General features: G+C 63.2%; 19 protein-coding genes and 2 pseudogenes. 10 read left to right on the plus strand and 11 right to left on the minus strand.

The window, feature by feature from the left end; genetic code table 11:
• Positions 1-3: 3 nt before the first annotated feature.
• Entirely contained in the window at positions 4-1515 is a 1512-nt protein-coding gene (locus tag ACMHLQ_RS17780; RefSeq protein WP_415402035.1) for a malonate--CoA ligase, read from the plus strand.
• Positions 1516-1622: 107 nt separating this feature from the next.
• Here ACMHLQ_RS17780 and glyA read toward each other — a convergent pair whose 3' ends face one another.
• On the minus strand, positions 1623-2918 hold the full coding sequence (gene glyA, locus ACMHLQ_RS17785; protein ID WP_415402036.1) for a serine hydroxymethyltransferase: 1296 nt from the start codon (positions 2916-2918) through the stop codon (positions 1623-1625).
• Between the two features lie 173 nt (positions 2919-3091).
• Here glyA and ACMHLQ_RS17790 point away from each other — a divergent pair, with 173 nt between their 5' ends.
• Together ACMHLQ_RS17790 and ACMHLQ_RS17795 are read left to right on the plus strand one after the other, a co-directional pair.
• Positions 3092-3853 (plus strand): NAD kinase, encoded by a 762-nt coding sequence (locus tag ACMHLQ_RS17790; protein ID WP_415402037.1) that lies wholly within the window; start codon positions 3092-3094, stop codon positions 3851-3853.
• Positions 3850-5042 (plus strand): annotated as a pseudogene (locus tag ACMHLQ_RS17795) (Coenzyme F420 hydrogenase/dehydrogenase, beta subunit C-terminal domain). Before ACMHLQ_RS17790 ends, ACMHLQ_RS17795 begins: the two are co-directional and overlap by 4 nt.
• Before the next feature lie 110 nt (positions 5043-5152).
• Here ACMHLQ_RS17795 and ACMHLQ_RS17800 read toward each other — a convergent pair.
• Genes ACMHLQ_RS17800 through ACMHLQ_RS17810 form a run of 3 tightly spaced genes read right to left on the minus strand, consistent with a single transcriptional unit; the run spans position 5153 to position 6720 of the window.
• On the minus strand, positions 5153-5710 hold the full coding sequence (locus ACMHLQ_RS17800; protein WP_415402038.1) for an SCO family protein: 558 nt from the start codon (positions 5708-5710) through the stop codon (positions 5153-5155).
• A 3-nt stretch (positions 5711-5713) separates the two neighbouring features.
• Positions 5714-6274, minus strand: coding sequence for a hypothetical protein (locus ACMHLQ_RS17805; RefSeq protein ID WP_415402039.1), 561 nt, complete (start codon positions 6272-6274; stop codon positions 5714-5716).
• Complete coding sequence (locus tag ACMHLQ_RS17810; RefSeq protein WP_415402040.1) at positions 6271-6720, minus strand: hypothetical protein; 450 nt, start codon at positions 6718-6720, stop codon at positions 6271-6273. The genes ACMHLQ_RS17805 and ACMHLQ_RS17810 overlap by 4 nt, the downstream gene beginning before the upstream one ends.
• 183 nt (positions 6721-6903) lie before the next feature.
• Between ACMHLQ_RS17810 and ACMHLQ_RS17815 the strand changes: the two genes are divergently transcribed.
• Positions 6904-7917, plus strand: coding sequence for a hypothetical protein (locus tag ACMHLQ_RS17815; protein WP_415402041.1), 1014 nt, complete (start codon positions 6904-6906; stop codon positions 7915-7917).
• Positions 7918-7920: 3 nt separating this feature from the next.
• Here ACMHLQ_RS17815 and ACMHLQ_RS17820 read toward each other — a convergent pair whose 3' ends face one another.
• The 6 genes from ACMHLQ_RS17820 to ACMHLQ_RS17845 all read right to left on the minus strand — a co-directional run bounded on the left by ACMHLQ_RS17820 (position 7921) and on the right by ACMHLQ_RS17845 (position 14220).
• Positions 7921-9402 (minus strand): SPOR domain-containing protein, encoded by a 1482-nt coding sequence (locus ACMHLQ_RS17820; protein WP_415402042.1) that lies wholly within the window; start codon positions 9400-9402, stop codon positions 7921-7923.
• Between the two features lie 65 nt (positions 9403-9467).
• Positions 9468-10100 carry a uracil phosphoribosyltransferase gene (gene upp / locus ACMHLQ_RS17825; protein WP_415402043.1) on the minus strand — a complete coding sequence of 211 codons (633 nt, stop codon included), beginning with the start codon at positions 10098-10100 and terminating at the stop codon, positions 9468-9470.
• Positions 10101-10247: 147 nt separating this feature from the next.
• Complete coding sequence (locus ACMHLQ_RS17830; RefSeq protein ID WP_415402044.1) at positions 10248-11417, minus strand: phosphopentomutase; 1170 nt, start codon at positions 11415-11417, stop codon at positions 10248-10250.
• The gene (locus ACMHLQ_RS17835) at positions 11417-12724 is read right to left on the minus strand and encodes a thymidine phosphorylase (protein ID WP_415402045.1); all 1308 of its coding nucleotides are present in this window, start codon (positions 12722-12724) and stop codon (positions 11417-11419) included. The genes ACMHLQ_RS17830 and ACMHLQ_RS17835 overlap by 1 nt, the downstream gene beginning before the upstream one ends.
• Positions 12721-13119 (minus strand): cytidine deaminase, encoded by a 399-nt coding sequence (locus ACMHLQ_RS17840; RefSeq protein ID WP_415402046.1) that lies wholly within the window; start codon positions 13117-13119, stop codon positions 12721-12723. Before ACMHLQ_RS17840 ends, ACMHLQ_RS17835 begins: the two co-directional genes overlap by 4 nt.
• A 9-nt stretch (positions 13120-13128) precedes the next feature.
• Positions 13129-14220 (minus strand): cupin domain-containing protein, encoded by a 1092-nt coding sequence (locus ACMHLQ_RS17845; protein ID WP_415402047.1) that lies wholly within the window; start codon positions 14218-14220, stop codon positions 13129-13131.
• Positions 14221-14409: 189 nt separating this feature from the next.
• On the opposite strand from ACMHLQ_RS17845, the gene ACMHLQ_RS17850 reads away from it, so the two are divergent.
• The 5 genes from ACMHLQ_RS17850 to ACMHLQ_RS17870 all read left to right on the plus strand — a co-directional run bounded on the left by ACMHLQ_RS17850 (position 14410) and on the right by ACMHLQ_RS17870 (position 20269).
• Positions 14410-16683, plus strand: coding sequence for an NADP-dependent malic enzyme (locus ACMHLQ_RS17850; RefSeq protein ID WP_415402048.1), 2274 nt, complete (start codon positions 14410-14412; stop codon positions 16681-16683).
• 122 nt (positions 16684-16805) lie between these two features.
• On the plus strand, positions 16806-17060 hold the full coding sequence (locus ACMHLQ_RS17855; protein WP_415402049.1) for a hypothetical protein: 255 nt from the start codon (positions 16806-16808) through the stop codon (positions 17058-17060).
• Between the two features lie 212 nt (positions 17061-17272).
• Positions 17273-19162, plus strand: a complete 1890-nt coding sequence (locus tag ACMHLQ_RS17860) for an AMP-binding protein (protein ID WP_415402050.1) — start codon at positions 17273-17275, stop codon at positions 19160-19162.
• Between the two features lie 221 nt (positions 19163-19383).
• Positions 19384-19764, plus strand: a complete 381-nt coding sequence (locus ACMHLQ_RS17865) for a carboxymuconolactone decarboxylase family protein (protein ID WP_415402051.1) — start codon at positions 19384-19386, stop codon at positions 19762-19764.
• Between the two features lie 94 nt (positions 19765-19858).
• Positions 19859-20269, plus strand: a complete 411-nt coding sequence (locus tag ACMHLQ_RS17870) for a DUF983 domain-containing protein (RefSeq protein ID WP_415402052.1) — start codon at positions 19859-19861, stop codon at positions 20267-20269.
• A 14-nt stretch (positions 20270-20283) separates the two neighbouring features.
• On the opposite strand, the pseudogene ACMHLQ_RS17875 reads toward ACMHLQ_RS17870, so the two are convergent.
• A pseudogene (locus ACMHLQ_RS17875) lies at positions 20284-21911 on the minus strand (AMP-binding protein).
• Between the two features lie 26 nt (positions 21912-21937).
• On the opposite strand from ACMHLQ_RS17875, the gene ACMHLQ_RS17880 reads away from it, so the two are divergent.
• A complete protein-coding gene (locus ACMHLQ_RS17880) occupies positions 21938-22897 on the plus strand; it encodes a DMT family transporter (RefSeq protein WP_415402053.1) in 960 nt (319 codons plus the stop codon).
• Positions 22898-22935: the final 38 nt, after the last annotated feature.

Raw genomic sequence — 22935 nt, forward strand, 5'->3', positions numbered from 1 at the left:
TGGATGGCCAACCCGCTATATGACACGCTGTTTGGACGCCATGAGGGCAGTGAGGAAACGTTCCTGCACCTGCCGGGCACGGGATCGCTGAGCTACAAGGACTTCCTCGCGACCGCGGCCCAATATGCGGGGCTGTTTACCGAGTTGGGCCTTGGGCCGGGTGACCGCGTGGCCGTCCAGATCGCCAAGTCGCCCCAGGCGCTTGCCGTCTATGCGGCCTGCGTGCAGGCCGGATTGGTCTTCTTGCCGCTCAACACCGCTTACACGGCGGACGAAGTGGCCTATTTCGTGGAAAACAGTGGCGCGCGCATCCTGTTGTGCGACGACGACAGGCGCGATGCGCTCGCCCCCACAGCGGCGCGGTGCGACGCCCGCCTCGATACCCTGAACGCGGATGGCAGCGGCTCCTTTCCCGACAGGGCGATATCCTTCCCGACGTCGTTCAAGACGGTCGCGCGACGCGAGGATGATCTCGCGGCCTTCCTTTACACCTCGGGCACCACCGGGCGATCCAAGGGGGCCATGCTGAGCCAGAAAAACCTGTTGTCCAACGCGCAGGTCTTGCAGCAGGAATGGCGGTTTTCCTCAGAGGACGTGCTGCTGCACGCCCTGCCGATTTTCCATACGCATGGGCTGTTTGTCGCGACCAACATCACGCTCCTTGCCGGGGGGCAGATGATCTTTTTGCCAAGGTTCGACATTGACCTGATGATCGCCGAGATGCCGCGCGCGACAACGATGATGGGTGTGCCGACCTTCTACACCCGTTTGCTGGCTGATGCGCGGTTCACCCGGGAACTGACGGCCCACATGCGCCTCTTCGTGTCGGGCAGTGCGCCATTGTTGGCTGAGACGCACAACCGGTTTGAACAGCAGACAGGGCACCGTATCCTTGAACGCTATGGCATGACGGAAACCAACATGATCACGTCCAACCCTTACAACGGTGATCGCCGCGCCGGTACGGTCGGGTTCCCCCTACCGGGGGTGGAGTTGAAGATCACCAACAGCGCGACGGGCGCAACACTGCCCCAAGGGGATATCGGCGAGATCGAAGTGCGCGGCCCCAACGTGTTCCAGGGTTACTGGCAAATGCCTGACAGGACGGCAGAGGAGTTGCGGCCAGACGGCTTTTTCATCACCGGCGACCTTGGGCGGATCGATGCGGACGGATATGTCAGCATCGTGGGGCGCAACAAGGATCTGATCATTTCCGGTGGCTACAACATCTACCCCAAAGAGATCGAGATGCTGCTGGACGACCAGGACGGTGTGCTGGAAAGCGCGGTGATCGGCGTGCCCCATCCCGACTTTGGAGAAAGCGTGATCGGCGTGCTGGTCGCCAAACCGGGTGCAGCCCTGGACCTCGACGACATCAAGTCGAAGATCGGCACGTCATTGGCGCGCTTCAAGCAACCGCAAAGGCTGGTGGTTCTGCCCGAGTTGCCCCGGAACACCATGGGCAAGGTGCAGAAGAAGGCGCTGAGAGAGCAGTTTGCGAGTGCGTTTGTTTAGGCGCGGCGACGCTGCCAAATCCGCGGCAATAGGCATAAAGCCAAACAAGAACGCAAAACGCCCGCTGACCTGTGCCAGCGGGCGTTTTACAAGCGCAAGTGAAGCGTTCAGAGGCCAGGGTAGAGAGGGAAGCGCGCGCATAGCTCTGCAACTTCGCCCCTGACCTTAGCCTCGACCTCGGCATTGCCGTCTTCGCCATTGGCGGCCAGCCCGTCGACGACCTGATTGATCCAGTCGCCAATCTGGCGGAACTCCGCCTCGCCAAAGCCGCGCGTGGTGCCCGCGGGCGAGCCGAGGCGAATGCCGGACGTGATTGTCGGCTTTTCATCATCAAACGGCACGCCGTTCTTGTTGCACGTGATGTGGGCACGGCCCAGGGCCTTTTCGGTGGCGTTGCCCTTGACCCCTTTGGGGCGCAGATCGACCAGCATCACGTGGGTGTCCGTGCCGTGCGTGACGGTGTCGAGCCCGCCCTTGTGCAACTGATCTGCCAGTGCCTGAGCATTCTTGATCACCTGCTGCTGGTAAAGTTTGAACGACGGGTCCAGCGCCTCGCCAAAGGCGACGGCCTTGGCCGCGATCACGTGCATCAGTGGGCCGCCCTGAATGCCGGGGAAGATGGCCGAGTTGAACTTTTTCGCCAGGGCCTCGTCATTGGTCAGGATCATGCCGCCGCGCGGGCCGCGTAATGTCTTGTGCGTGGTGGTGGTCGCCACATGCACGTGGGGGAAGGGGTTGGGATACTCGCCTGCGGCAATCAGACCGGCAAAGTGGGCCACATCGGCCAGCACATAGGCGCCGACCTTGTCTGCAATCTCGCGGATGCGGGCAAAGTCAATGACGCGCGGGATGGCCGAGCCGCCCGCTATGATCATCTGCGGCTTGTGCTCAAGCGCGAGTGCTTCGATCTGGTCGTAATCGATGTCGAGCGTGTCGCGGCGCACGCCGTACTGGATGGCGTTGAACCACTTGCCCGACTGGTTGGGCTTGGCCCCGTGGGTCAGGTGGCCCCCTGCGTCAAGCGACATGCCGAGGATGGTATCGCCGGGTTGCAGCAACGCCTGGAAAACACCCTGGTTGGCCTGGCTGCCCGAATTGGGCTGCACGTTGGCAAAATCGCAGCCAAACAGTTGTTTGGCGCGGTCAATGGCCAGGTTTTCGGCCACGTCCACGTATTGGCAACCGCCATAATAGCGGCGGCCCGGATAGCCTTCGGCATATTTGTTGGTCATGACCGAGCCTTGGGCCTCGAGCACGGCGGCGGACACGATGTTTTCCGAGGCGATCAGTTCGATCTCATCCCGTTGGCGGCCCAGTTCGTCCCGGATCGAGCCAAACAGCTCGGGATCACGGTCAGCCAGCGATTGGGTAAAGAAGCCGTCGGTGCGATGGGGCGCGTTCATGGAGCACTCTCCTTTGGGTCGAGTCGGGGTCACGTTTGGGCCGTTTCCTATCGGAAACGACGCAAGAGGCAAAGGATGTAAAGCGACTTTCTGACCGTTCACAGCGGCAATGCTGGTAAGGCGCGAAAATATATGGTTCTTTCGGCGCAGAACGCACGGCATAGGAAACGCAAATGCCTCTCAAGATCGCCTTTGCCGCCAGCCGGGCGCCTGTGGCCCAGACGGCGCGGGCCGCATTGGTGGGCCGTTACGGCGACACCCCACTGGACGAGGCAGAGGTGATTGTCGCGCTGGGCGGAGACGGGTTCATGTTGCAGACCCTGCATGGCACTGATCACTTGCCCGCCCCCGTCTACGGGATGAACCGCGGAACCATCGGCTTTCTGATGAATGAATACAGCGAGAGCAATCTAGGGGCGCGGCTGGAAGCCGCGGAAGAGGCGGAGTTGAACCCGCTGTCGATGACCGCGTGGGATGCGCAGGGTAGCGAGCACAACGCCCTCGCGATCAACGAAGTGTCGCTGCTGCGCGCAGGGCCACAGGCGGCCAAGCTGCGGATCTCCGTCGATGGACGGCTGCGTATGGATGAGTTGGTCTGTGACGGTGCCTTGGTTGCGACGCCTGCGGGCTCTACCGCGTATAACTACTCCGCCCATGGTCCCGTGCTGCCGATCGGATCGGATGTGCTCGCCTTGACGGCGGTGGCCGCGTTTCGGCCCCGACGCTGGCGCGGGGCACTCTTGCCCAAGATGGCGCGGGTGCGCTTTGACGTGCTGGAGCATGAAAAACGCCCCGTCATGGCAGAGGCGGATTCGCGGTCAATCCGGAACGTGTCTGCCGTTGAAATCGAGTCCGAACCCAGTGTCGTGCATCGCATCCTTTTTGATCCCGGTCACGGGTTGGAGGAGCGGTTGATTTCGGAGCAGTTCACGTGACACTCCGCGACCCCGTTCCGCGCAGCTTGTGTACCGATTGCGGGGTGTCGCGGATGGCCGATCCGTCGGCCTGCGGGACGGCCTGCCAATTCATCAAACCTGACTATCCGGGCATGGAAACGACTGTGCATGGGCGCATGCGGGGCGAAGGTGATGAGCTGTTCTTTGGCCCTTACCGCGCGATGCACCGTGCCCGGATGGCTGAACCGCAGGCAGGGGCGCAGTGGACGGGCATCACGACCGCGCTGGCGGCCGATCTGCTGGCGCGGGGCAAGGTCGATGCCGTGCTGACCATGGTGCCGGACGCGCAGGACCGTTGGAAACCGCAGCCAGCGCTGATCACCGAGCCCGCAGACATGGCCCGCGCGCGGGGCATGCGGATGGGCTATGCGCCGCTGCTCGCTCTGCTCGAGGACGCGCAGGCGCGCGGGTTCAAGCGCCTCGCCGTCATTGGGATACCCTGCCAGATCTATGCGCTGCGCAAGCTGGAGGCGTCGTTGGGTCTGGAGCGCCTCTATGTCATCGGCACGCCCTGTTCGGACAACACCACGACCGAGAATTTCCACCAGTTCCTGGCGCTGCTGGACGAGGACCCGGACGCCATCACCTACCTCGAATTCCGCGCCGACTACCGGGTCGAGTTGCGCTACAGCGACGGGCGCACGCGGCTGATCCCGTTCCTGTCGCTGCCGATCTCGGACCTGCCTGCGGATTTTTTCCGCTGACCTGCCGCACCTGCGTGGACTACACCAATGTGCTGGCCGACATCACCGTGGGCTATATGGCGGGCGAGGGCGAACAGTGGGTGCTGGTGCGCAATACGCGCGGGGCGGAGATGCTGGAGGGCCTTGGTGATCGCGTCGTGCTGGCTGCGCCGGGCAGCAAAGGCAAACGGCAGGCGGCCGTCAAAGGGTTCATCGCCAACACGGCGCGGGCTGCGGGTGGCTTGCCGCTGCGCCGCATGCCGGACTGGGTGCGCCCGATTGTCAGCTGGTTGCAGCCGCGCACCGGGCCCCGGGGGCTGGAATTTGCGCGGACGCGGGTCGAGATGAAGGCCGCGGAAACCATCCTGCATCTGCGCCACGCCCTGCCGGCCAAGATGAAGAACATGATCCCGGATCACGTGTGGAAGATCGCGGAGCCCTACGATCTGACACCTCAAGATGGCGAACGACCGCCTTCCGACTGACGGCGGGGCGGAGGACACCTCCGCCTTACGTAAGGCGCATCTTGATGCGCAAACTCATGGCTCAGCTTAGCGCTGATATGCATCGGTCGTAAGGCGCACTTAAGTGCGCCTTACCCTTTGGCGTCGAGATAGCCGCGCGCGATGTCCGTGGCCTGACTGACGTCCAGCACCGGTGGCAGCAAGGTCAGCGTCTCGCCATTCCCGTCCAGCAAATGCAGGAAACTGCCATGGGCGTAGATCCAGCCATATTCCGGATCTTCGAACAGCGGCGTCACCTCGACCGAGAACGCCTCGTAAGCCTGTGCGAGCGCCGCCTCATCCCCGGTCAACCCGATGAAATCGGGGTGGATGTCTGCCAATGGTGCGCCCATCGTCTCCACCCTGTCTTGTTCCGGGGCCACCGTGATCATCACGGGGGTCACGGCAATCCCGTCCTCTGCCAATTCATCGACCACCTGCGCCATCAGCGGTAAGGCGGCTGAACAGATGTTGAGACAATTGGCATAGCCAAAGAACAGCAACTGCGCAGCCCCGTCCGGGTCGGCCTGGGTCCGGGTCTGGCCGTATTGGTCGACCAGCGCATAAGGTCCGCCGATATCCACCGGGAACGGGCTTTGCCCCGCGGCAGGCAAAGCCGCAAGGCACAGGGCCGCGATCATCGTGCGCATCGCTCAGAAATTCTCCGCGATAAAGGTCTTATCGACCTCAAGTCCGAGGCCAAGATACCCCTCGCTTGCGATGATCTCCTTCACGCGCGGATCACGGCGGAACCACGGGCCCTTCCCCTTGGCTTCGGGGTGTTCCTTGGCCCAGTTCTTGGTCCACTGGTTGGCCTTGATCTTGTCGGCGTCTCCGGCCTTGATGGTTTGCAGCAGGTAGACGTTGTTCGCCCCCAACTCGGGATCGTCCAGCATCAGCCCGTCCACAGTGACCGTCTGCCCACAGAACGGCGCAAGTTCGACCGCAGCGCCGGTAAAGGCGGGTTGGCTGTTTTTCATCGGCAGCACGAGCACACCGTCGGCCGCGCGCACCAGCCCCAGCTGGCGTTTGCCCGCCCCGCAATCGTCCGGGCAGTCGCCCGTCAACGTGCACAGCACATCCACCACTTCGGCGTCGAATTTGGCGGGCACCTCGGCGTAAAGGTTCCAACTGCGCGCTTCGGACCCTTCCGAGAAATCCTGCGCGGCGAGCGGGCTGGCGGCAAGCGCCAGAATGGCAATCAGATGCTTCATTTGTTCGGGTCCGGGATCGAGAAAGGGGGAACGTTGCCGTAATCGTCGTGGTTCTGGTTGGTGATGTCCTGATCGCTCAGAACCTCTGAGACGACGAGGTAGTTCAGCCCGTCCCGCTCGTAGAGCATCCCGTCCGCCTCCACCGTGTGAGCGGCCAGGCGCATCAGCGTGTCACCCCCGGCGGCCTGCGCGTCGTCCTCGACCTTGAGCACCATGTAGACGGTCCCGTCCTCTGCCAGCAGGCCCACCGGAATGCCGCCCGCACTGCACCAGAGCGCGCAGGTGTGGTGGGCAGAGCCGACCACGGCATCGGGGCTGCCCATGACACCGGAGTAATAGCACCATGTGTCGATGATTTCGCCGGTGACCTGGATACGCGTGCCTTCGGCGGCTTGCGCGGGCGCAGCGGTCACAAACGGCGACAGCACCGCAAGTGAGAGGGCCAATAAGTGGGATCGCATATGTCCTGCCTTTCGTCCTGTGATGAGGACAGAGCCTACTGACAATTCCAAACGGGTCAAATCACGCTTTGCCCTATGCCTCATTTGTGATCGCTTGGCGCAGGGCGAGGCACATGCTAGTCTGTTTGCAATGACAAAAGAGGCACATAGGGCCCACGCAGTACAGGCATGACCGCACTCAGCAAATATGACCGTCTCGAAGCGACGGGCCTTTGGCGCAGCACGCAGGACGCGCAGCGCCGCGAAGTGGTCGTGTCCATTGGCGATGCGACACTGGTGATTTCTGATCTGAACGACCGGGCCATGACCCACTGGTCGCTGGCGGCTGTGGAACGGGCTGGCGATGTCGAGGGCAGGGCGGTGTTCCACCCCGATGGCGACCCCGGCGAAACGCTGGAATTCGCGCCTGACGAGGCCGAGATGATTGCCGCCATCGACACGTTGCGACAGGCCGTTGCCCGCGCGCGCCCCCGCCCGGGCCGGTTGCGGTGGCTGGGGGCGGCGGTGTCGGTCTCTGCCGTCGTCGCACTTGGCGTGTTGTGGTTGCCCGGCGCGCTGGTGGAACATGCCATGCGCGTCGTTCCCCCCGTCAAACAGGCCGAAATCGGTGATGCGCTGCTCGCGCGGATCGAACGTGTGTCGGGCCCGCCCTGCCGCACGGCCGAGGCGCGCCCGGCGCTTGCCGCCCTTGCCGGGCGCACCGGCGTTGCCCGCGTTTTGATCCTGCCCGGCGGCGTGCGCGAGGTCGTGTCGCTGCCCGGGGGCACCGTGCTGCTCAACCGCACGCTGGTTGAAGACTTTGAAGAACCAGATGTCGCCGCAGGCTATGTGCTGGTCGAGCAGGTGCGCAGTATGGAAATTGCCCCTTTGCGCGCGCTTTTGCAGCACGCAGGCACCCGCGCCACGGCCACATTGCTCACCACAGGCGCATTGCCACCCAAGGCGCTCGATGCCTATTCCGAAGCGCAATTGGCAAGCCCCACGTCGATGTTGCCACCCGAGGCGATCCTGCCTGCCTTCGCCGCTGCCGAAGTGCGCAGCACGCCCTATGCCCGGGCGCGCGACATTTCTGGCGAGGAAACGCTGGAACTGATCGAGGCAGACCCGATGGCCGGGCGCACCGGCGATCCTATCATGCGCGACAGCGACTGGCTGCAGTTGCAGGCGATCTGCGAGGGCTAGGCGCTATTTGCGCACAAACGCATCGCCAAAGCCCGCAGAGCGGCTGCGCCGCAGCCCATCGCTGAGCGTAGCAGAAGAGGCAAAGGGCCCCGCCAGCACGATCTGATAGCTTTTGCCGCCGCGCTGCACCTTGCCGATACGCGCGGGCAGGCCTGCGCGGATGATCCGCTGCGCTGCGGCCTGGGCGTTGCCCGGTTGCGCGAACGTGCCGACCTGGACATAGCGACCCTTGGTGGCGGGTTGCGCCTTGGCCTTGGGGGCCGTGCGGGTCTGTTTCTTCACCACCGGCGCCGGCGCCGAGCGGGTCGAGACCGTGGGCTGGCGTACCTTGGCCTTGTTGCGCTGGATGCGCTTCATCAACTGCCCATCACGCTGGACGAGGGTGACAGTGCCCAATTCGCGCCGTTGCGTGCCCAGATCGGTATAGGGATAGACCAGAGGCACGGTCGTGGTGACATCACGGCCCGTGCTGCGGTCGATCAGACGGCGGGGCACGGTTGTGGTCCACACAAGGCGGGTCCGTGCGACCCCTTCGAGGGTCTGTTCGGCGCGCCGCGGGTTCAGACGGTCATCTTCCCAGACCGGGCGATAGCCTTCGGGCACTTGGTACACATCGCGGGCCTGGCGTTCGTCATAGACCTGGCGCGGCACGACGCGGGTTTGCGGGCTGAGACCGGCATTCGCGGTTGTCACTGTCCGGGCCGGCACGCGGCGTATGGCCTGAGGCTGCGTGACAACAGGTGCCGTTGCGGTCACGCGCGGCGCGACTGTGCTGCGTGTGATGGGCTGCGGACCGCAGCGCACAGGCACGTCCCTGCCGGAATTGATGTAGCGCGAACTGATGGGCGATGCACCCTGGCACGCGGGCTGACGCGGTTGAATGCTTGCCACACGCGGCGCTGCGGCCTGCGGGGCCTTGACCACTTTGCGGGTTGTCGGCGCGGGCGTCGGGGTGCTCACAACAACCCGTTTCACAGGTTTTGCCACGGGTTTGGGTGTGGGCGCTTTCACGACCCGACGCGGTGCGGGCGCTGCGGGCTTTGGTGGTGTTGCAACCGTGACCCGGCGCGGCGCGGCTGGTGCCGGTTTGGGCGCGGCCTGTGCCGTGCGGGCGGGCGCGGCAGGTTTGGGCGCGGCCTCGGGCACGGCAGTGCGGGGCGGATCGACGGTGATCTGCTCAACCGTTGCGGCGCGCTGTTGCGGGGCAGTGCGCGCCGCTTGGGCGGCATTCGCACTCAGCGTGGGGGCCTGGCCGCAGATCACGCGGCGCTGCCGGTTGACGCGCGGCACCCAGGTGACGTTGCCATCGATCCCGGCGCGAATGAACACACAACCCTTGCTGTCCACATATTGCGCGCCCTTGAACGAGGCGGGCGGAAACTCGGCCGGTGTTTGTGAATTACGCAGGTTCTGGGCATGCAGCACACCCACACTCAACGACGCTGCGATGACACCCATCGCGACAACTCTTGTAACTTTCATCATATCCCCCACAAGATATGGAAGAAACGATGCCTCAAGCGGCGGCGTGAGTAAAGGCGGGAAGCCTTCTATTTGGTGCCAAACATGCGATCTCCGGCGTCCCCAAGGCCCGGAACGATGTATCCCACCTCGTTCAGGCGATCATCCACGGCGGCGGTGACAATCGGAACGTCCGGATGCGCCTCTTTCATCCGGGCGATTCCCTCGGGCGCGGCAAGCAGGCAAAGAAAGCGGATATTGGTGGCCCCGGCCTCTTTCAGCAGATCAATGGCGGCAGCAGAAGAGTTGCCCGTGGCCAGCATCGGATCGACGGCGATGACCAGACGATCCTCAAGCGCTTCGGGGGCCTTGAAGTAATACTGAACCGGCTGCAACGTCTCTTCATCGCGGTAGAGGCCGACAAAACCGACACGGGCCGAGGGAATCAATTCGAGTACACCGTCCAGCAACCCGTTGCCCGCCCGCAAGATCGAAATCAGCGCCAGTTTCTTGCCCGCAAGAGTGGGGGCATCCATGGCCTCCATCGGCGTGTCGATACGCTTGGTGGTCATCGGCAGGCCGCGCGTGACCTCATAGGCCAAAAGCTGCGATATCTCGCGCAAGAGCTGACGGAACACGGCCGTCGGTGTCTCCTTGTCGCGCATGATGGTCAGCTTGTGCTGGACAAGCGGGTGATCGACAACGGTCAAATGTTCGGACATGGGGCAGGCTCCTGACTGTGCGTCCTTACTGCCGCGCCGATCAGGGCAACACAATCCCCTTCATTTCGCCAGTTAAACCGCGGGGTTTGGGGCAGCGCCCCAAGACGCGCGCGTCAGCGCAAAAACATCGTGTGCGCCGTCAGGCGCTCATTTTGGTGAAACGCCGAGGTGTCGCGCGACGAGGGTGGCAACGTCCTGAAACCCGATCAGCCCCAGTGGCACCCCATCGCTGCCCTGCACCAGCACGGGTACGCGTTCGCGCGTGTGATCTGTGCCGACCCAAGTGGGGTCATTGCCATGATCCGCCGTCAACACCAGCAGATCGTCCGCGCGCAACTCTGCCCGCATGGCCCCGATCTCGGCGTCAAACCACTCCAGATGCCGGGCATAGCCGGACACATCCCGGCGATGACCATACAGGCTGTCGAACTCCACGAAATTGGCAAATGTCAGGCTGCCAGGCTCCGCCGCGCGCACCAGATCACCCAAGTGCTGCATCAGGGCCGCATCCGACCCTTTGCGTACCTCGTCAAATCCCTGCATGGAAAAGATGTCACCGACCTTGCCCACGCCGTAGACCCTGTACCCGGCATCCTGCACCCAGTTGGACAGGATCGGGGCCGGAGGCATGATCGCATAGTCGCGCCGGTTGGTCGTGCGCTCGAACGCGCCGTCCACGCCGACAAAGGGGCGGGCGATCACCCGGCCCACGCGCATCTCGTGCAGCATCGGTGCGACGGCCTCGCACAGGGCCAGCAACCGGTCGAGGCCAAAGTGATCTTCATGTGCGGCGATCTGGAACACGCTGTCCGCAGACGTATAGCAGATGGGGTGGTCGGTGCGGATATGCGCGGCCCCGTGCTGCGCAATGATGGCCGTGCCCGACGCATGGCAGTTGCCCAAGATGCCGTCCACCCCGGCGGCAGTGCACACCGCGTCCACCACGGACGGAGGAAAGGCCGGTGTGGTGTCCGGGAAATAGTGCCAGTCCCAGGGTACCGGCAGGCCCGCCAACTCCCAGTGGCCAGAAGGCGTGTCCTTGCCTTGCGAGATTTCCGTGGCCGCTCCGGACGCACCCATATCGACGGCTTCGCCGTTCGCAAGCCGCATCGCCTCGACCACCCCAAGCGCGCGCAGGTTCGGGATATCGAGCGGACCCGAGCGCCCCTCTTCGGCCTGTCCCGCCGCACAGGCGTCCATGATGTGGCCCAGGGTGTTCGCGCCAGTGTCAGGCACGTCCCCATTGAAGTAAGAGCCTGCATCCGGCGCCCCGCCGATCCCCACGGAATCCATGACGACGAGGAAGGCGCGGGGCATCAGCCGATCCGCTCTGCGATCAGGTCAGGCACCGGTTTGGCTGACGTGCCCAATGTGATGGCAGCGCGCACCGCCGCCTCGGCGCGGTCGGCATCCACGGCCCGTGCGGCGTGCAGCACGGCCAAGGGTTGGCCCTTGGATACCTTCGCACCCAGACGCGCCACGTCCGACAGACCCACGGCGAGGTTCAGCTTGTCCCCTTCGGTCTTGCGTCCACCGCCAAGGTCAACGACGGCCAGCCCCAGCGCCTCGCCATCAATCGACGTGACATAGCCCGACTGCGGCGCGGCAATCTCTCGAATGACTGTGGCCTCTGGCAGGAAGCGCGCCCAGTTTTCGACAAACTGCACCGGGCCACCCATGGCAGAGACCATCCTGCCGAACCGCTCTGCCGCGCGCCCATCGGCAATGGCCTGCGCGATGGCATCCGCGCCGAATTGTACATCATCGGCCAGCCCGCCATTGGCCAACAGGACCCCGCCCAAGGCGGCGCAAATCTCGACCAGCGGGCCCTTCTTGCGGCCTGTCAGAACGGCCATGACCTCGGCCACTTCCAATGCGTTGCCAAGGGCAGGGGCGAGGGGCTGGTTCATATCGGTGATCAGGGCCGTCGTCTTGCACCCGGCGGCATTGGCCGTCTTGACCAGCGCATCGGCCAGCCCGCGCGCCTCGTTCATGTCTTTCATGAACGCGCCCGTGCCCACCTTCACGTCCAGCACAAGGCCCGCCAGCCCGGCGGCCAGTTTCTTGGACAGGATCGAAGCGGTGATGAGGTCGAGGCTGTCAACGGTCGAGGTGACATCACGCACCGCGTAGAGCCGTTTGTCGGCAGGTGCGATATCTGCGGTGGCCCCGACAATCGCACAGCCCGTCCGCGCGACCACCTCGCGCAGGCGCGCCTCGCTCAGCTGCGTGCTCAGGCCCGGAATGCAGTCCAGCTTGTCCAACGTGCCGCCGGTATGGCCCAACCCGCGACCCGAAATCATCGGCACATAGGCCCCGCAGGCCGCAAGGGCAGGGGCCAGAACGAGGCTCACACAGTCGCCCACACCGCCGGTCGAGTGCTTGTCAAGCACTGGCCCCGGCACGTCCCATTCCAGCACGCGCCCGCTGTCGCGCATGGCCATGGTCAGCGCCACGCGCCCCACATCACCCAGCCCGTTCAGGCACACCGCCATGGCAAAGGCCCCGGCCTGCGCATCCGTCACGCTGCGATCCGCAAGCCCGCTGGCAAACCAGTTCAACTCATCCCGGCTGGGGGTCTGGCGCTGGCGCAGCTTGGCGATGATAGTGCGGGCAGTGTTCATTCATTCGGTTCCATAAAGGCGGGGCTGAAGGCACCGGGCAACAGCGCTTCCAGGGTGGTGACCTGTTCGATGCCACCGGTTGTGGCCATGGTCACGGGCACGTCGCCCGCGCCGAATTCGGCCAGTTTCTGGCGGCACCCGCCACATGGGGTCACCGGCATCGGGCTGCCTGCAACTACGTAGACGGCCTTGATCTCACGCTCTCCGGCGGCGACCATGGCAGCGATGGCCCCGGCCTCGGCACATGTGCCTTGGGGGTAGGCCACGTTTTCCACATTGCACCCGGCATAGATGGTGCCCGACGCCGCCTCGATCGCGGCCCCGACCTGGAAATCGGAATAGGGGGCGTGGGCGTTTTCACGCACCCGCAGCGCCACCGTTTTCAAATCCGTCATGTCGCGTCCTCACCCGTCCTTGCCGTGCGTGGCAAAGACGCCAGGCAACGAGACTTCCAAGAGTTCCAAATCATCCGAAGGCTCTGCATAGCGCACTGCCATGCCTGGTGGAATAACAAAGGCGTCACCCGGCTCAAGGGGGAAAGGATCGCGGCCTTCCCCCTCAAGAAGCATCCGGCCCTCCATCACGAAGGTGAACAGGATGTCGCTGTCGTGAGAGGCCCAATGTGTCTGCCCGCTCGTGCGGCGCGCCACCTGCACGCCAGCAACTCCTTGTGTTCCTGTGGCAATGCCCGTGTCGCGGGCGTCAAACCCTGCGAGGCGAAACGGGGCCCATTCGGCCTCGCTCACCTTGTGGTGGACAAAGCGCTGGCCTTGAAACCGCCGCTCGGGGTTGGCCGGGCCATTGGGCAGTTCCATCTCGTGATCAATGGTCGTCACATGTTCGGCCGGCACGCCGATCTCGATCACCTCGATACTGTCGCTGGCAAAGAGAACACGGTGACGAATTTCCGGGGGCTGGATCACGCAGCACCCTGCCTCGAGCCGGAAAGGTTCGCCCTGATCCTCGTAGACCAGATCGACCCAGCCCCTGTAGCAAAAGATCAGCTGAAACCCGACGGTGTGGTAGTGCACCATGTCGGGCACGGGCCCACCATCGGGAATGCGGATGTGACTGGCGATGATCGACCCGCCAAGGCGATCCGGGATCAGATCGCGGTAATGCATGCCCGCGCGCCCGATCACCCACGGGGCCTGGTCTGCAAGGCGACGCACGACAAAGCTGTGCACGGTTTCGGGCATCACCAAGGGCGGGTTCAACACGTCAATCTCGACCCGTGTGCCATTGGGTGCGGTCAAAACACGCTGCCCGTCCGCAAACCCATCCGGATCATCCGTCAGAATGCGCAATGTCCCCGGCGGCTCGCTTGCAGATGCATCAACACACACCCGCAGCCCGTGACCGGAAAACACGGCAACCTGCGGATCGTCAGCGGGATAGATCATGTCCATCCGCATGCCCAATACCTTGGTGAAAAACGGAATATCGTCGCGCAATCGGGCTGTCGGCAGCCAAACCTCCGCACGTGTCTCAGCCATGAATGCTCCCCTTCATCTTGCCAAATAAACTCTGGGGGAATTGCGAATGCAATGGGGGCAAGGCCCCCTAAAAAGTCATGTGGGCGCAGCCCTCGATCAGATCACGATTTGCCGGATGTGACCAAACGTCATTTGGCGGCATAGGGAAAATAGTTTAACGCTAAACCAAATCGCATCATCGGGGGCTTCATGTCAGACCAACCTTCTTTGCGCCAGGCGGCGCTGGACTATCACGAATTCCCCAAACCCGGAAAACTCGAAATCCGCGCAACCAAGCCGATGGCCAACGGTCGGGACCTGGCGCGCGCCTATTCGCCCGGCGTGGCCGAGGCCTGCCTCGAGATCAAGGAGGACCCGGCCAATGCCGCGCGCTTCACCGCACGCGGCAACCTCGTGGCCGTGGTCTCGAACGGCACGGCGGTGCTGGGCCTTGGCAATATCGGCGCGCTCGCGTCCAAACCGGTGATGGAGGGCAAGGCCGTGCTCTTCAAGAAATTCGCCTCCATCGACTGTTTCGACATCGAGGTGGACGAGACGGACCCGGAAAAGCTCGCCGATATCGTTTGCGCGCTCGAGCCGTCCTTTGGCGCGATCAACCTCGAAGATATCAAGGCGCCGGAATGTTTCATCGTGGAAAAGATCTGCCGGGAACGCATGAACATCCCCGTTTTCCATGACGACCAGCATGGCACCGCCATCGTGGTGGGGGCGGCGGCCAAGAACGCGCTGCACGTCGCAGGCAAGTCGTTTGAGGACATCAAGATCGTCAGCACCGGCGGCGGTGCTGCGGGCATCGCCTGTCTGAACATGCTGCTCAAGCTGGGGGTCAAGCGCGAAAACGTCTGGTTATGCGACATTCATGGGTTGGTCTATGAGGGCCGTGAGGTCGACATGAACCCGGCCAAAGCCGCCTTTGCGCAAGCCAGTGACAAGCGGACGCTGGATGACGTGATGGACGGCGCGGACCTGTTCCTTGGCCTGTCCGGCCCCGGTGTTCTGAGCCCCGAAAACGTCGCCAAGATGGCCAAACGCCCTATCATCTTTGCCCTGGCCAATCCAACACCGGAAATCCTGCCCGACCTAGCGCGCGAGGTGGCCCCGGATGCGATCATCGCCACCGGGCGCAGCGATTTTCCCAATCAGGTCAATAACGTGCTGTGTTTCCCGTTCATCTTTCGCGGCGCTCTCGACGTTGGCGCCACGACCATCAATGACGAGATGCAGCTTGCCTGCATCGATGGGATCGCAGCGCTGGCGCGCGCCACCACAAGTGCCGAGGCCGCGGCGGCCTATCAGGGCGAGCAGCTGACATTCGGGGCCGACTACCTGATCCCCAAACCTTTTGACCCGCGCCTTGTAGGCATCGTCAGCTCTGCCGTCGCCAAGGCCGCGATGGAAACAGGGGTCGCCACACGCCCCATCGAGAACCTCGAAGCCTACAAATCCAAACTCGACGGATCAGTCTTCAAATCCGCCCTGCTCATGCGCCCGGTGTTCGAGGCTGCGCGCGTCACATCCCGCCGCATTGTCTTTGCCGAGGGCGAAGACGAACGCGTGCTGCGCGCTGCGCAGGCCATGATCGAAGAGACGACAGAACGGCCTATCCTTATCGGCCGCCCCGAAGTGATCGAGGCCCGGATCGCGCGCGCGGGACTCACCATCCGGCTGGGGGACACGGTGGACCTCGTGAACCCGGAAAACGACCCGCGCTATCGCGACTACTGGGAGACTTACCACGAGCTGATGTGCCGCCAGGGTGTCACCCCCGATCTCGCCCGCGCCATCATGCGCACCAACACCACGGCCATTGGCGCTGTCATGGTCCATCGGGACGAAGCGGACAGCATGATCTGCGGCACCTTTGGCGAATTCCGCTGGCACCTGAACTACATCACGCAAGTTCTGGGGCGCGAGGGGCATCATCCCGTCGGCGCGCTGTCGATGATGATCCTCGAGGACGGGCCGCTGTTCATCACGGACACGCAGGTGCATTTGCACCCCGAACCCGAAAAGATCGCCGAGATTGCGGTGGGGGCCGCACGCCATGTGCGCCGTTTCGGGATTGAGCCGCAGATCGCTTTCTGCTCGCAATCCCAGTTTGGCAATCAGGGTGACGGCTCAGGCTGGCGCCTGCGCGAGGCGATCCGCATGCTCGACGCGCAGGGCCATGACTTCTGCTACGAGGGCGAGATGAACATCGACACGGCCCTCGACCCGGATCTGCGTCACCGCCTGTTCCCCGGCAACCGCATGGAAGGGCCTGCGAATGTGCTGGTCTTTGCTCATGCCGACGCGGCCTCGGGCGTGCGCAACATTCTCAAGATGAAGGGGGGCGGCCTCGAGGTTGGTCCCATCCTGATGGGCATGGGCAACCGCGCGCATATCGTGTCGCCCTCGATCACCGCGCGCGGCTTGCTCAACATGTCTGCGGTCGCGGGGACGCCGGTCACGCATTACGGCTGATCACGTGCGCAAAGGCGCTAGGCAGTTGCGCGGAATCTCGGGCAGCGGGGCATGAAATCGTGCCGCATCCGTCCTATATCAAGCGGCACGGATTGGATCACGAAACCCGTTGAGGTGCCCTGATGAAATATCTTGCCATCCTGCCCGCTGTCTTGAGCCTGACGGCCTGTGTGTCCACCGTGTCCGAGGTGCGCGGCACGTTCACCGATGGCAACCGGAGCTATCCCAGTGTCACCCGAGAGTTCCAGCGCGCCGACGGCAGCACCTATTCCCGGATGAGCATTCTGGTGGGGCATGAGCGGGTCAGTTGCATGCCCGACGATGTACGCGATTGCCGTCTTGCCATCGCCTCGCGGCTGGTGCGGCGGGACGATTGACGGGCCGCAGCCGGACCGCGCCAGTTTGCAAACTTCGCACCGATTTCCAGTTTCATGCGTAATTCAAAGGGGTTTGCAAATATTTGCAGGCCGTTTCGGGCATTTTTTGCAAATTTCTGCGCCTTACCGCCGCAGTTAACGATCACGGAGCTTGCACGGAACCTTTGACCAAGCGTAACCCTCTGACCCAAGCGGAATTGGAGGAGATCGCCATGGGGTATCGTTCGGAATATGACAGCTGGGAGGCGGACCCGGAGGGATGGTGGATGCAGGCTGCGGACGCCATCGACTGGGTGAAGGCTCCGACGCAGGCGCTTTTTGATCGCGGCGATCATATCTTTGAGTGGTTTGCCGATGCCCAGGTCAACACCTGCTGGAATGCCGTGGATCGGCATGTCGAAGGCGGGCGCGGCGATCAGGTGGCGATCATCTACGACAGCCCCATCGCCGGCGCCAAATCCAAAACCACCTATGCCGAGTTGCAGGACCAGGTGGCCTCACTCGCTGGTGCCCTCGCCAACCAAGGCGTGGCCATGGGTGACCGCGTGATCATCTACATGCCCATGGTGCCCGAGGCATTGATCGCCATGCTCGCTTGCGCGCGGCTGGGCGCGATCCATTCGGTGGTGTTCGGTGGTTTTGCTGCGAACGAACTGGCCGTGCGTATCGACGACTGCACCCCCAAGGCGATCATTGCCGCCTCATGCGGGCTCGAGCCGGGTCGCGTTGTGGAATACAAACCGCTTCTCGACGGCGCCATTGAACTGGCGGACCACAAACCCGACGTCTGCGTGATCCTGCAGCGCGAACAATCCCCTTGCGCGCTTGGCCCGCGCGATGTGGATTGGCATGCCGCACAAGAGGGCGTGGCACCTGCCGATTGCGTCCCGGTTCCGGGCGATCATCCGGCCTACATCCTCTACACCTCCGGCACGACTGGCGCGCCCAAAGGCGTTGTGCGCCCCACGGCGGGGCATCTGGTGGCACTGAACTGGACGATGAAGAACATCTATCAGGTCAACCCGGGCGAGGTGTTCTGGGCGGCCTCGGATGTCGGCTGGGTCGTCGGCCATTCCTACATCTGCTACGCGCCGCTGATCCACGGCAACACCACCGTCGTGTTCGAGGGCAAACCCGTGGGCACCCCGGATGCGGGCACCTTCTGGCGGGTGATTGCGGAACATGACGTCAAATCCTTCTTCACCGCCCCCACCGCCATTCGCGCGGTAAAACGGGAGGATCCGAAGGGGTTGGAGCGGGCCAAGTATGACCTGAGCGGTCTGCGCGCCCTCTACCTTGCGGGCGAGCGCGCCGATCCGGACACCATCGAATGGGCGCAGGACATGCTGAACGTGCCGGTCTATGACCACTGGTGGCAGACCGAAACAGGCTACACCATCGCGGGCAACCCCGCGGGCCTCGAGGCGCTGCCGGTCAAGATCGGCTCGCCCACCGTACCGATGCCGGGATACGATGTGCAGATCCTCGACGATGCGGGCCACCCTGTCGCAGCCGGAGAGCTTGGGGCCATCGCCATCAAACTGCCCTTGCCGCCGGGAACGTTGCCCACGCTGTGGAATGCCGAAGGGCGGTTCAAATCCTCGTACCTGAACGCCTTCCCCGGTTACTACGAGACGGGCGATGCGGGCATGATGGACGAGGATGGTTACCTTTACATCATGGCGCGCACCGATGACGTGATCAACGTCGCGGGCCACCGCCTGTCCACCGGCGCGATGGAAGAAGTGTTGGCGGGCCACCCGGATGTGGCGGAATGCGCCGTGGTGGGCGTTTCGGACGCGCTGAAAGGTCAATCACCCGTGGGTCTGTTGTGCCTGACGACGGGCGTGAACCGCCCCTATGGCGAGATCGTGGGCGAGTGCGTCAAGCGGGTGCGCGATCAGATCGGGCCCGTGGCTGCCTTTAAACAGGCGGTCGTGGTGGATCGTCTGCCCAAGACGCGGTCGGGCAAGATCCTGCGCGGCACCGTGGTCAAGATTGCGGACAATCAGGAGTTCAAGATGCCTGCGACAATCGACGATCCGGTCATTCTGGACGAGATCAAGGTGGCCTTGCAGACCATCGGTTACGCCAAGGGCTAAGGCCAGGCGATCACCTGCGCCGCGCGGTCAAATCGCGCGCGGCGCATATGACACGCTGTCCGTCTCTGGATTTCAGCAGCTTGTTCTTGCCCGTGAATGGCGGCGGTGTCCAAACCCACTTTGGGTGTTTTCTTAAATCGGTTTAGGGTCGCAAAAAGGGGCGCGCGGCACCTTTGGATGGCGTACAGACGCATGTATCGCAATCAAGCTGGGGACCGCAGATGAGCACCTTTGACGAAGACCTGTTCCTGAGAGGGCTGGAGCAACGCAAGTCGACTCTCGGCGCGGAGTATGTCGAAAAGAACCTCGCCGCGGCGGACGAATTCACCCGACCGTTTCAAGAGGCCATGACCGCATGGTGCTGGGGCTTTGGCTGGGGTGATGACGTGATTGACGCCAAGACGCGGTCCATGATGAACCTGTCGATGATCGGCGCGCTTGGAAAGATGCACGAATGGGAAATCCATTGCCGTGGTGCCGTGAATAACGGGGTCACGCCCGAGGAAATCCGCGCGATCATCCATGTCGTCGGCATCTACTGCGGTGTTCCGCAAGCGCTGGAATGTTTCCGCGTGGCGCGCAAGGTGCTGGAAAAGGCGTGAGCGCCGCGTGCATTCGCCAGTCCAATGACTGTGGTTACCAAGATGCCGCATCCCAATTTCCGCGAGAATCTGTCGATGGTCTGCATGGCACTTTATGGCGAACTCAACCAAACGGATGGATCACGACATGACGCAAGCGATGTACGCAGAACGCCCCACAAAACCTGCGGTTTTACAGGGTTTGAAGTTGCGGTGTCCGAACTGTGCCGAAGGCAAGCTGTTCAAAAGCTACGTGAAGCCTGTCGATACTTGCGCGACATGTGGTGAGGATTTCACCCATCAGCGCGCCGACGATGGGCCCGCCTATATCGTTATCTTGATCGTTTGCCACATCATCGGGTTCATGCTGCACCTTCTGTTCGAACCGCTTGGGCGCGACCCGATCCTGCTGCTTTTGGTTTTGATCCCGACGGCCGTCATTCTCAGCCTTTGGATGCTGCCACGGGTCAAGGGCGGGTTGATCGCCTTTCAATGGGCCAAGCGTATGCATGGCTTTGGGCGCTGATACCCGCCGCTCTCTCACATCTCTTTCGCCAGCTTGCGCAGCTCGAACTTCTGGATCTTGCCAGTCGAGGTCTTGGGCAACTCTTGAAACACGACCTGTTTCGGTGCCTTGAACCCGGCCAGTGTCTTGCGGGAAAAGGCGATCAGATCAGCCTCCGAAGGGGCGGTGCCCGGCTTCAACTCGACAAAGGCGCAGGGCACCTCGCCCCATTTTTCGTCCGGTTTGGCCACGACGGCAGCGAGGTTCACATCCGGGTGGCCCATCAGCACGCCCTCGACCTCGACGGAAGAGATGTTTTCGCCCCCCGAGATGATGATGTCCTTGGCCCGGTCGGCGATCTGGATGTAGCCGTCAGGATGCTGGATCGCGATGTCGCCTGAGTGGAAATAGCCACCGGCGAACGCTTTGGCTGTTGCGTCGGGGTTCTTGAGATACCCTTTCATCACCGCGTTGCCGCGCACCATGATTTCACCTTGTGTGGTCGCGTCCATGGGCACTTGGGTCATATCGGCATCCATCACGGTGATATGCTCCATCATGGGGAATGCGACGCCCTGACGTGCCTTGATCGCGGCCTTGTCGTCTTGGGGCAGGCCGTCCCAATCCGCGCCGCGCCAGACGCATTCCGTGACATGGCCGTAGGTTTCGGTCAGCCCGTAGACCTGCGTGACGTTGAACCCCAGCGCTTCGATCTTGCCCAGCGTGGCGGGCGCAGGGGGCGCGCCTGCGGTGAACACCTCGACCACGTGATCGAATTGACGGCGGTCGGCGTCGTCTGCGTTCACGATCATGTTCAGCACGATGGGCGCGCCGCCGAAATGGGTCACGCCCTCATCCGCGATGGCGTCATAGATCGGTTTCGCCGCGATGTCGCGGCAGCAGACCAGTGTGCCGCCCAGCAGCGGCATCATCCACGTGTGGTTCCAGCCGTTGCAGTGAAACAGCGGAACGATGGCCATGAAGACCGGGTGAAGTTGCATGCGCCAGCTGATCACGGTGCCCATGGTCATCAGGTACGCGCCGCGGTGGTGATAGACGACGCCCTTTGGCCGCCCGGTCGTGCCGGATGTGTAGTTGAGCGCAAGGCTTTCCCATTCGTCAGTCGGCATCACCCACTCGAAATCCGGATCGGCGGCGGACAAGACGGCCTCGTATTCGGGGTGGCGGCCGGTCGCAGGCCAGCCGGCATCGGCGTCTGCCACTTCGATGATGTGGGGGGCAGCCCCTCCATCTGCGCGATCGCCGCTTCGGCCAGGTCAAGGAATTGCGGGTCGACCAGCACCACCTTGGCGCCGCCATGGTCGAAGATATAGGCGACCGTGTCGACATCCAGCCGCGTGTTGATGGTGTTGAGGACGCCACCACAGGCAGGCACGCCAAAATGCGCCTCGGCCTGTGCAGGCAAGTTCGGGATCAACGTGGCGACCACATCGCCCGAACGCACGCCCATACCGGACAGCACAGAGGCAAGGCGCGAACAGCGCGCGTAGTATTCGGCATAAGTGACCCGATGCGCGCCATAAATGACGGCTGTGTGCCCGGCAAAGACCTGCGCGGCGCGGCGCAAGTGTGACAGGGGGGTCAAGGGGACGTAATTCGCATCCGTCTTGCCCAGACCAGTCTCATCTGCCATCCAACCCATCACGCACCTCCCTCATGCCGCAACAAATGTTGCGACGTTATGGCGAGCCGCGCAAGCAATGGAAAGAGATGATGCAAAGCGCCCCCGAATTGCGCCCCATGGCGGCGGCGACCTCCATGGTAGGGGCGATGTGCATCATCGGGGCAATCGACATCTATGTCGTGGTGATCGCCCAGACGATTTCGATCTGGCAGTTCTTTATTGTCCGCACGGCGCTGATGGTGCCGATGATCGTACTGGCTTCGGCCCTGGGCTGGGGCGGGTTGCGACCCAGCAATTGGCGCGCGGTGATCCTGCGCAGCAGTGTGATCGCCGTGGGCATGTTCTGCTACTTTGGCGCGTTGGCGTTCATGCCCATCGCGATGGCGCTTGCGGGGTTGTTCACCTCGCCCATTTTCGTGCTGCTGTTCACCGCCTATGGCCTTGGCCAGCGCATCGGCCCATGGCGCATCCTGGCGGTGTTGATCGGTTTTGTCGGTATCCTCGTGGTACTGGGCCCGTCCGGCGGCGCGCTTGGCTGGATCATCGTGCTGCCCGTTCTGGGTGGGATGTTCTACGCCGCCGGGGTTGTGGCGACACGCGCCTATTGCGCGCAAGAGACCACGCTGACACTGCTTCTCGGGATATTCACCGCCCAGACCGTGCTGAGCCTTGGCGTCATGGCGGCGCAGGGCCTGTTGCAGCAGGACGTGGGTGCGGGCGGTATGGCGTTCCTGACCCGTGGGTGGATCTGGCCGATGGGCGACGCGCTGCCATATGTGGTGTTGCAGGCCGTGGGTGCATTCTTTGGCGTAAGCCTGCTCAACCGCGCATATCAGTTGGGCGAGGCGAGCCATGTGGCCGTCTTTGAATATGCCGTCATGATCTTTGGGCCCCTGTTTGGCTGGGTGCTGTTGGGCCAGCCCGTCACTGCATTGCAGGGGGCCGGCATCGCTTTGATCGCCAGCGCGGGGATCATCATCGCGGTGCGCAGCGCAGAGGCCTGATGCCGCGTTGTGGTAGACGCCTGCGCCAGCCGCGATAG

The sequence above is a fragment of the Tateyamaria algicola genome, from assembly GCF_047715485.1.
Lineage (GTDB): Bacteria > Pseudomonadota > Alphaproteobacteria > Rhodobacterales > Rhodobacteraceae > Tateyamaria.